This window comes from Enterococcus silesiacus (assembly GCF_001886225.1).
Lineage (GTDB): Bacteria > Bacillota > Bacilli > Lactobacillales > Enterococcaceae > Enterococcus_L > Enterococcus_L silesiacus.
Genome location: NZ_JXLC01000052.1, coordinates 1 through 1,810 on the forward strand (window position 1 = coordinate 1; position 1,810 = coordinate 1,810).

1 protein-coding gene is annotated in these 1,810 nt (G+C 45.6%); it reads right to left on the bottom strand.

What is annotated here, in order from left to right:
* Positions 1-1,810: Ig-like domain-containing protein (locus tag RV15_RS18305; RefSeq protein ID WP_245791446.1), on the bottom strand; the 1,810-nt coding region annotated here is incomplete at both ends.

Genomic DNA, 1,810 nt, shown 5'->3' on the forward strand with positions numbered 1-1,810 from the left:
CTGCGTCTTTGGCTACTGCGGATAATTGTTGACTTGGTGTTGCAGCTCCGATTGGAATTATCACTGAATAGTTGCCACTTGGGTCTGCTACTGCAGCTCCAATAATTGTGCCACCTGTATTTTTGATTTCTACTGTATTACCAGCAGTTGCTGTACCCGTTACTGTATAGCCAGTCGCTGACGTACCAGTCACATTATTTACTGTTGGTGCTGTGACCACTACTGGATCTGCTGGTGTTGTGAAGGTTGTTCCAGGACTAGTGTTCCCATCTGTATCTTTAGCTGTTGCAGTTAATTGTTCACTCGGCGTTGCTGAACCGGCTGGAATCGTCACTGTGTAATTTCCGCTGCCATCGGCCGCTCCTGTTCCAATTACTGTGCCACCTGTATTTTTGATTTCTACTGTACTTCCTACTGGCGCTGTTCCTGTTACTGTATAACCTGTTGATGAATTACCTGTTACGCTATCGACAGTTGGCGCTTGAACTACCACTGGGTCAGCTGGTGTAGTAAATGGTGTTGCTGGACTTTGGTTACCGTCTGCATCTTTAGCTACCGCCGATAATTGTTGGTTTGGTGTTGCTAAACCAACTGGAATCACAACTGTAAAGTTACCACTTGGATCTGCAATCGCTGTTCCAATCACTGTTCCACCTGTATTTTTTACTTCTACAGTGTTTCCAGCTGTTGCTGTACCCGTTACTGTATAGCCAGTCGCTGACGTACCAGTCACATTATTTACTGTTGGCGCTGTGACTACTACTGGATCTGCTGGTGTATTGAATGATGTTGCTGGGCTTTGATTTCCATCGGCATCTTTAGCTACTGCTGATAATTGTTGACTTGGCGTTGCTAAACCGACTGGAATCGTAACTGTATAGTTGCCACTTGGGTCCGCAATCGCTGTTCCGATCACTGTTCCACCTGTATTTTTTACTTCTACAGTGTTTCCAGCTGTCGCTGTCCCGGTCACAGTATAGCCAGTTGCGCCTGTTCCTGTTACATTATCAACGGTTGGTGCACTAACCGCCACTGGATCTGCTGGTGTTGTAAATGACGTAGCTGGACTCTGGTTGCCATCCGCATCTTTAGCTACTGCAGATAGTTGTTCGTTTGGTGTGGCAGATCCAGTTGGGATTGTAACTGTATAGTTGCCACTCGGATCAACAAAAGCCGTTCCAATCACTGTGCCTCCTGTATTTTTTACTTCTACAGTGTTTCCAGCTGTCGCTGTCCCGGTCACTGTGTATCCTGTTGTCGATGTGCCTGATACATTATCAACCGTTGGTGCATTGACGTTTACTGGATCTGCTGGTGTTGTAAATGGAGTAGCTGCACTTTCGTTCACTCCTATTTTTGCAACTGCTGTCAAAGACTCACTAGCAGTTGTCAATCCTTGGGGAATCGCAATAGTAAAATTACCGCTACCATCAGCAATACCAGTTGCTATTGTAGTGCCACCTACATTACGAATATCCACTGAGTTACCCGCTGTCGCTGTTCCTGTGACCGTGTGTCCAGTTGCAGAAGTTCCTGTTGTGTTTGTTACAACTGGCGGTGCTACAACAATTGGATCTGCTGGTGTTGTAAATGGTGTAGCCGTACTTTCATCTGATCCGGATTTTGCAATAGCATTTAAAGACTCGCTTGCTGTTGCTTGACCTTGCGGAATAGTAATACTGAAGTTTCCAGTTCCATCTACTGTACTTGTTCCGATTGTGGTGCCACTTGCATTACGAATATCCACAGTATTTCCAGTTGTGGCTGTACCTGTTACTATATAACCTGTTGCAGAAGTTCCTGTTGTACT